This window comes from Streptomyces sp. PA03-6a (assembly GCF_033792765.1).
Taxonomy (GTDB): domain Bacteria; phylum Actinomycetota; class Actinomycetes; order Streptomycetales; family Streptomycetaceae; genus Actinacidiphila.
Genome location: NZ_JARAVK010000345.1, coordinates 1 through 7506, shown reverse-complemented (window position 1 = coordinate 7506; position 7506 = coordinate 1). Strand labels below are relative to the sequence as shown.

General features: G+C 71.2%; 5 protein-coding genes. All 5 read right to left on the bottom strand.

Annotated features, from left to right (window positions below):
• Nucleotides 1–149 precede the first annotated feature (149 nt).
• Genes carB through PV350_RS42315 form a run of 5 tightly spaced genes read right to left on the bottom strand, consistent with a single transcriptional unit; the run spans nt 150 to nt 7437 of the window.
• Nucleotides 150–3461, bottom strand: coding sequence for a carbamoyl-phosphate synthase large subunit (gene carB, locus PV350_RS42335; RefSeq protein ID WP_500338714.1), 3312 nt, complete (start codon nt 3459–3461; stop codon nt 150–152).
• A complete protein-coding gene (carA, locus tag PV350_RS42330; RefSeq protein WP_500338712.1) occupies nt 3454–4593 on the bottom strand; it encodes a glutamine-hydrolyzing carbamoyl-phosphate synthase small subunit in 1140 nt (379 codons plus the stop codon). Before carA ends, carB begins: the two co-directional genes overlap by 8 nt.
• Nucleotides 4590–5162, bottom strand: a complete 573-nt coding sequence (locus PV350_RS42325) for a PH-like domain-containing protein (RefSeq protein ID WP_499510769.1) — start codon at nt 5160–5162, stop codon at nt 4590–4592. The genes carA and PV350_RS42325 overlap by 4 nt, the downstream gene beginning before the upstream one ends.
• Complete coding sequence (locus PV350_RS42320) at nt 5159–6457, bottom strand: dihydroorotase (RefSeq protein WP_500338710.1); 1299 nt, start codon at nt 6455–6457, stop codon at nt 5159–5161. Before PV350_RS42320 ends, PV350_RS42325 begins: the two co-directional genes overlap by 4 nt.
• The gene (locus PV350_RS42315; protein ID WP_499510771.1) at nt 6454–7437 is read right to left on the bottom strand and encodes an aspartate carbamoyltransferase catalytic subunit; all 984 of its coding nucleotides are present in this window, start codon (nt 7435–7437) and stop codon (nt 6454–6456) included. The genes PV350_RS42320 and PV350_RS42315 overlap by 4 nt, the downstream gene beginning before the upstream one ends.
• Nucleotides 7438–7506: the final 69 nt, after the last annotated feature.

Sequence of the window (7506 nt, the reverse complement as noted above, 5' to 3'; positions counted from 1 at the left end):
TTTTTTTTTTTTTTTTCTTTTTTCTTTTTCTCTTTTTTCTTTTCCTTCCCTTTTCTTCCGCCACTTCAAATGTGTATAAGAGACCGGACCGCCCCCCGCCAGGCCTAAGCCCAGGAGGGGGACACCGGACCGGTGTCCCCCTCCCGGGCCTACGCCTCGCGGGCGGCGGTCAGGTGTTCCGCGTGTTCCTGCAGGGAGCGGACCCCGACGTCGCCCCGGTTGAGCGCGTCGACGCCCTGGACGGCGGCGGCGAGCGCCTGCACCGTCGTCAGGCACGGGACGCCACGGGCGACGGCGGCGGTGCGGATGTCGTAGCCGTCGAGGCGGCCGCCGGTGCCGAACGGGGTGTTGACGATGAGGTCGATGGCGCCCTCGTGGATGAGCTCGATGATGGTCGGCTCGCCGTTGGGGCCGGTGCCCTCGCTCTTCTTGCGCACCACGGTGGCCTCGATGCCGTTGCGCTTGAGCACCTCGGCGGTGCCGGAGGTGGCCAGCAACTCGAAGCCGTGCTCGACCAGCGCCCGGGCCGGGAAGATCAGCGCGCGCTTGTCGCGGTTGGCGACCGAGACGAAGGCGCGGCCCTTGGTCGGCAGCGCGCCGTAGGCGGCGGCCTGCGACTTGGCGTACGCCGTGCCGAAGACCGAGTCGATGCCCATGACCTCGCCGGTGGAGCGCATCTCCGGGCCGAGGATGGTGTCGACGCCCCGGCCGTGCACGTCGCGGAAGCGACTCCAGGGCAGCACGGCCTCCTTGACGGAGATCGGCGCGTCCAGCGGCAGGGTGCCGCCGTCGCCGTGGGCCGGGAGGAGGCCCTCGGCGCGCAGCTCGGCGATGGTGGCGCCGAGCGAGATGCGGGCGGCCGCCTTGGCCAGCGGGACCGCCGTCGCCTTGGAGGTGAAGGGCACGGTGCGGGAGGCGCGCGGGTTGGCCTCCAGCACGTAGAGGATGTCCCCGGCCAGGGCGAACTGGATGTTGATCAGGCCCTGGACGCCGACGCCCTTGGCGATGGCCTCGGTGGAGGCGCGCAGCCGCTTGACGTCGTGGCCGCCGAGGGTGATCGGGGGCAGGGCGCACGCGGAGTCGCCGGAGTGGATGCCGGCCTCCTCGATGTGCTCCATGACGCCGCCGAGGTAGAGCTCGTGACCGTCGTAGAGCGCGTCGACGTCGATCTCGATGGCGTCGTCGAGGAAGCGGTCGACCAGCACCGGGCGGTCCGGGCCGATCTCGGTGGACTCGGCGATGTACGCGGCGAGGCGGGTCTCGTCGTAGACGATCTCCATGCCGCGGCCGCCGAGCACGTACGAGGGCCGCACCAGGACCGGGTAGCCGATCTCGTCGGCGATGGCCTTGGCCTCCTCGAAGGTGGTGGCGGTGCCGTGCTTGGGGGCGGGCAGGCCCGCCCGGTCCAGGACGCGGCCGAAGGCGCCGCGGTCCTCGGCGAGGTGGATGGCCTCGGGCGAGGTGCCGACGACCGGCACGCCGTTGTCCTTCAGGGCCTGGGCCAGGCCGAGCGGGGTCTGGCCGCCGAGCTGGACGATGACGCCCGCGACGGGGCCGGCCTGCTGCTCGGCGTGGACGATCTCCAGGACGTCCTCCAGGGTGAGCGGCTCGAAGTAGAGCCGGTCGGAGGTGTCGTAGTCGGTGGAGACGGTCTCGGGGTTGCAGTTGACCATGACAGTCTCGTAGCCCGCGTCGCTCAGCGCGAAGGAGGCGTGGACGCATGAGTAGTCGAACTCGATGCCCTGGCCGATGCGGTTGGGACCGGACCCCAGGATGATCACCGCGGGCTTCTCGCGCGGCGCGACCTCGCTCTCCTCGTCGTAGGACGAGTAGAAGTACGGGGTGCGGGCGGCGAACTCGGCGGCGCAGGTGTCGACCGTCTTGTAGACCGGCCGGACGCCCAGCGCGTGGCGGACCTCGCGGACGACGTCCTCGCGCAGGCCGCGGACCGCGGCGAGCTGGGCGTCGGAGAAGCCGTACCGCTTGGCCTCGGCGAGCAGCTCGGGGTCGAGCTTGTCGGCGGCCGCGAGCTCGTCGGCGATCTCCTTGATCAGGAAGAGCTGGTCCACGAACCAGGGGTCGATCTTCGTGGCGTCGAAGACCTCCTGCGGGGTGGCGCCGGCCCGGATCGCCTGCATGACGGTGTTGATCCGGCCGTCGGTGGGGCGCCGGGCGGCGAGCAGCAACTCGCCCTTGTCGCCCGGGTCGCCGGTGAAGGCGAACTGGCTGCCCTTCTTCTCCAGGGAGCGCAGCGCCTTCTGCAGCGCCTCGGGGAAGTTGCGGCCGATGGCCATGGCCTCGCCGACCGACTTCATGGTGGTGGTGAGGGTGGCGTCGGCGGCGGGGAACTTCTCGAAGGCGAAGCGCGGCACCTTGACGACGACGTAGTCGAGCGTCGGCTCGAAGGAGGCCGGGGTCTGCTCGGTGATGTCGTTGGGGATCTCGTCGAGGGTGTAGCCGACGGCGAGCTTGGCGGCGATCTTGGCGATCGGGAAGCCGGTCGCCTTGGAGGCGAGCGCCGAGGAGCGGGAGACCCGCGGGTTCATCTCGATGACGATGACCCGGCCGTCCTCGGGGTTGACGGCGAACTGGATGTTGCAGCCGCCGGTGTCGACGCCGACCTCGCGGATGACGGCGATGCCGACGTCACGCAGGATCTGGTACTCGCGGTCGGTCAGCGTCATCGCGGGCGCGACGGTGATGGAGTCACCGGTGTGCACGCCCATGGGGTCGAAGTTCTCGATGGAGCAGACGACCACGACGTTGTCGTGCTTGTCGCGCATCAGCTCCAGCTCGTACTCCTTCCAGCCGAGGATGGACTCCTCCAGGAGCACCTCGGTGGTCGGGGAGAGCGTCAGGCCCTGGCCGGCGATGCGGCGCAGCTCCTCCTCGTCGTGGGCGAAGCCGGAGCCGGCGCCGCCCATGGTGAAGGAGGGGCGGACGACGACGGGGTAGCCGCCGAGGGTGTCGACGCCGGCGAGGACGTCGTCCATGGTGTGGCAGATGACCGAGCGGGCGGACTCGCCGTGGCCGATCTTGGCACGGACGGCCTCGACGACGTCCTTGAACAGGTCGCGGTCCTCGCCCTTGTTGATGGCCTCGACGTTGGCGCCGATCAGCTCGACCCCGTACTTGTCGAGGATGCCCGCCTTGTGGAGCGAGATCGCGGTGTTGAGCGCGGTCTGGCCGCCCAGGGTGGGCAGGAGCGCGTCGGGGCGCTCCTTGGCGATGATCTTCTCGACGAACTCGGGGGTGATCGGCTCGACGTAGGTGGCGTCGGCGATCTCCGGGTCGGTCATGATCGTGGCCGGGTTGGAGTTGACCAGGATCACGCGCAGGCCCTCGGCGCGCAGGACGCGGCAGGCCTGGGTGCCGGAGTAGTCGAACTCGGCGGCCTGGCCGATGACGATCGGGCCGGAGCCGATGACCAGGACGGACTGGATATCGGTGCGCTTAGGCACGCTGGCCCTCCATGAGCTTCACGAAGCGGTCGAACAGGTACGCGGCGTCGTGCGGACCCGCGGCGGCCTCGGGGTGGTACTGGACGCTGAAGGCGGGGGTGTCGAGCAGGCGCAGGCCCTCGACCACGTCGTCGTTGAGGCACACGTGGGAGACCTCGACCCGCCCGTACGGGGTGTCGCTGACCTGGTCGAGCGGCGCGTCCACGGCGAAGCCGTGGTTGTGGGCGGTGACCTCGACCTTGCCGGTGGAACGGTCCTGCACCGGCTGGTTGATGCCGCGGTGGCCGTACTTCAGCTTGTAGGTGCCGAAACCGACGGCGCGGCCGAGCAGCTGGTTGCCGAAGCAGATGCCGAACAGCGGGGTCTTGCGCTCCAGGACGCCCTGGATGACGGTCAGGTCGGCGGTGGCCGGGTCGCCGGGGCCGTTGGAGAGGAACACGCCGTCGGGGTTGACCGCGTAGACCTCGTCCAGGGTGGCGCCGGCGGGCAGCACGTGCACCTCGATGCCACGTTCGGCCATGCGCTGCGGGGTCATCCCCTTGATGCCGAGGTCGATCGCGGCGACGGTGAACTTCTTCTCGCCGACCGCCGGGACGACGTACGGCTCCTTGGTGGCGACCTCGGCCGACAGGTCGGCGCCCTTCATCTGGGGGCTGGCCTGGACCGCGGCCAGGAGCGCGGCCTCGTCGGTCCGCGCCTTGTCGCCGGAGAAGATGCCGACGCGCATCGCGCCGCGCTCGCGCAGGTGCCGGGTCAGCGCCCGGGTGTCGATGCCGCTGATGCCGACGACGCCCTGGCGGGTCAGCTCCTCGTCCAGGGTGCGACGGGAGCGCCAGTTGGACGGTACGCGGGCGGGGTCGCGGACGACGTAACCGGCCACCCAGATGCGGGAGGACTCCGGGTCCTCGTCGTTGACGCCGGTGTTGCCGACGTGCGGGGCGGTCATGACGACGACCTGGCGGTGGTACGACGGGTCCGTCAGGGTCTCCTGGTAGCCGGTCATGCCGGTGGAGAAGACGGCCTCGCCGAAGGTCTCCCCCACGGCCCCGTAGGCGCGGCCGCGGAAGGTGCGGCCGTCCTCCAGGACGAGTACGGCAGGGACCCTCGCGGGCCGCTGGGTGGAGGTCGTCATCGTGCGCCTTCCTGGTCGTGCGTGAGAGTGTTCAGGGCCTCGACCCACGCGGCGTGCCCGGCGGCGTGGTCCGAGCGGAAGCCGGAGTCGATCAGCCGGTCGCCGTGCGCCCAGGTGACCACCAGCAGGCCGCCCTCGGTGAGGACCTTGCCGGCGATGCCCTTGTCGAGGCGTGCGCCGCGCAGGTCCGCGGCCGGGACGAAGAAGCTCGGCGCGCCGGTGCGCCGGACGTCCAGCCCCCGGTCGGTGAGGGTGAGCTCGACCCGGCTGCGCACGCCCAGCCCGTGGGCGACGATGCGGTCCAGCCACTGCCCGGCGGTGGTGCTGCCGTGGTAGCGGCCACTCGTCGTCAGCAGGGTGAGCCGGGGCTCGCCGGGCTCCTCGGGGGCGGTGGGCAGGGCGGGCAGGTCGCTCTGGAGGGTGCCGCGCCACTTCCAGCCCTGGCGCATCAGCCAGTAGACGAGGGCGATGAACAGCAGCAGCCCGACGACCCAGCCGATGCGGGCCGACCAGTCGGTGACCTCGGCGGAGTGCTTCCCCTCCGCCGCGATGAGTACCAGAGGTGTCACGAGAGCTTCCCGTCCATGACCGTCGCCTTGCCCCGCAGGAAGGTGGCGAACACCTGGCCCGGCAGCTCCAGACCCTCGTACGGGGTGTTGCGGCTGCGGGAGGCGAAGCCCGCGGGATTCACCACACCACGGTATGCCGGATCGACCAGGGTGAGGTTCGCGGGCTCACCAGCCGAGACGGGCCGTCCGTGGCCGGAGAGCCGGCCGATCTCCGCGGGACGGAACGACATCCGGTCGGCGACGCCGGCCCAGTCGAGCAGGCCCGTGTCCACCATGGCGTGCTGGACGACCGACAGCGCGGTCTCCAGGCCGATCATGCCCATGGCCGCCGCGCCCCACTCGCAGTCCTTGTCCTCGTGCGGGTGCGGGGCGTGGTCGGTGGCGACGCAGTCGATCGTGCCGTCGGCGAGCGCCTCGCGCAGCGCCATGACGTCGGCCTCGGTGCGCAGCGGCGGGTTGACCTTGTAGACCGGGTTGTAGGTGCGCACCAGCTCGTCGGTGAGGAGCAGGTGGTGCGGGGTGACCTCGGCGGTGACGTCCCAGCCCTTGGACTTGGCCCAGCGGACGATCTCGACCGAGCCGGCCGTGGACAGGTGGCAGATGTGCACGCGGGAGCCGACGTGCGCGGCGAGCAGCACGTCACGGGCGATGATCGACTCCTCGGCGACGGCAGGCCAGCCGGTCAGGCCCAGCTCGCCGGAGACGAGGCCCTCGTTCATCTGGGCGCCCTCGGTCAGCCGGGGCTCCTGGGCGTGCTGGGCGACGACGCCGTCGAAGGCCTTCACGTACTCCAGGGCGCGGCGCATGATCACGGCGTCGTCGACGCACTTGCCGTCGTCGGAGAAGACCCGCACACCGGCGGCGGAGTCGGCCATCGCGCCGAGCTCGGCGAGCTTCTTGCCCTCCAGGCCCACGGTGACGGCGCCGACCGGCTGGACGTCGCAGTAGCCGTGCTCGCGGCCGAGGCGCCAGACCTGCTCGACGACGCCGGCGGTGTCGGCGACGGGGAAGGTGTTGGCCATCGCGTGGACGGCGGTGTAGCCGCCCGCGGCGGCCGACCGCGTGCCGGTGAGGACGGTCTCGGAGTCCTCACGACCGGGCTCGCGCAGGTGCGTGTGGAGGTCGACCAGGCCCGGCAGGAGGACCTTGCCCCCGGCCTCGACCACCGTGGCGCCCTCGGGGGCGGTCAGGTCCGGGCCGACCTCGGCGATGGTCTCGCCGTCGATCAGGACGTCCTGCGGCTCTCCGCCGAGGATCCTCGCGCCGCGGATCAGCGTCTTCGGGGTCGCGCTCATGCTTGGTTGTTCTCCTCGGTGCGGGCGGGGGCGGGGGCGGAGACGGCGGGCTCGGCGCCGCCGAGCAGCAGGTACAGGACGGCCATGCGGATGCTGACGCCGTTCTTCACCTGCTCGACCGCGGTGCAGCGCGGCGAGTCGGCGACCTCGGCGGTGATCTCCATGCCGCGGTTCATCGGGCCGGGGTGCATGACGACGGCGTGCTCGGGCAGCGCGGCCATGCGCAGGCCGTCGAGGCCGTAGCGGCGGGAGTACTCGCGCTCGGTGGGGAAGAAGGCGGCGTTCATGCGCTCGCGCTGGACGCGCAGCATCATCACGGCGTCGGACTTGGCGAGCACCGCGTCCAGGTCGTAGGAGACCTCGCAGGGCCAGTTCTCGACGCCGATCGGCAGCAGGGTGGGCGGCGCCACCAGGGTGACCTCGGCGCCGAGCGTGCCCAGCAGCAGCACGTTGGAGCGGGCCACCCGGCTGTGCAGCACGTCGCCGACGATGGTGATGCGGCGTCCCGCCAGGTCGCGGCCGGGGCCGGACAGGTGGCGGCGCATGGTGAAGGCGTCGAGCAGGGCCTGCGTGGGGTGCTCGTGGGTGCCGTCGCCGGCGTTGACCACGCTGCCGCCGATCCAGTCGGAGTACGCCAGCCGGTGCGGGGCGCCGGACATGTGGTGGCGGATGACGACGGCGTCGGCGCCCATGGCCTCCAGGGTGAGGGCGGTGTCCTTCAGGGACTCGCCCTTGGACACCGAGGAGCCCTTGGCGGAGAAGTTGATGACGTCGGCCGACAGGCGCTTGGCGGCGGCCTCGAAGGAGATGCGGGTGCGGGTCGAGTCCTCGAAGAAGAGGTTGACGACCGTACGGCCGCGCAGGGTCGGCAGTTTCTTGATGGGGCGGTCGGCGACGCGGGCCATCTCCTCCGCCGTGTCGAGCACGAGGAGGGCGTCGTCACGGGTGAGGTCGGCGGCCGAGATCAGGTGGCGCTTCATCGGGTCACTCCGGAGGATGCGTGCGGGGGGCGGACTGGGTGGCGGCACGCCACGTCTCCCGGGCAGGCC

Coding starts and splice junctions, on each gene's coding strand:
- carA (WP_500338712.1), bottom strand. CDS start 4,593: ATGACGACCTCCACCCAGCGGCCCGCGAGGGTCCCTGCCGTACTCGTC.
- PV350_RS42320 (WP_500338710.1), bottom strand. CDS start 6,457: ATGAGCGCGACCCCGAAGACGCTGATCCGCGGCGCGAGGATCCTCGGC.
- PV350_RS42315 (WP_499510771.1), bottom strand. CDS start 7,437: ATGAAGCGCCACCTGATCTCGGCCGCCGACCTCACCCGTGACGACGCC.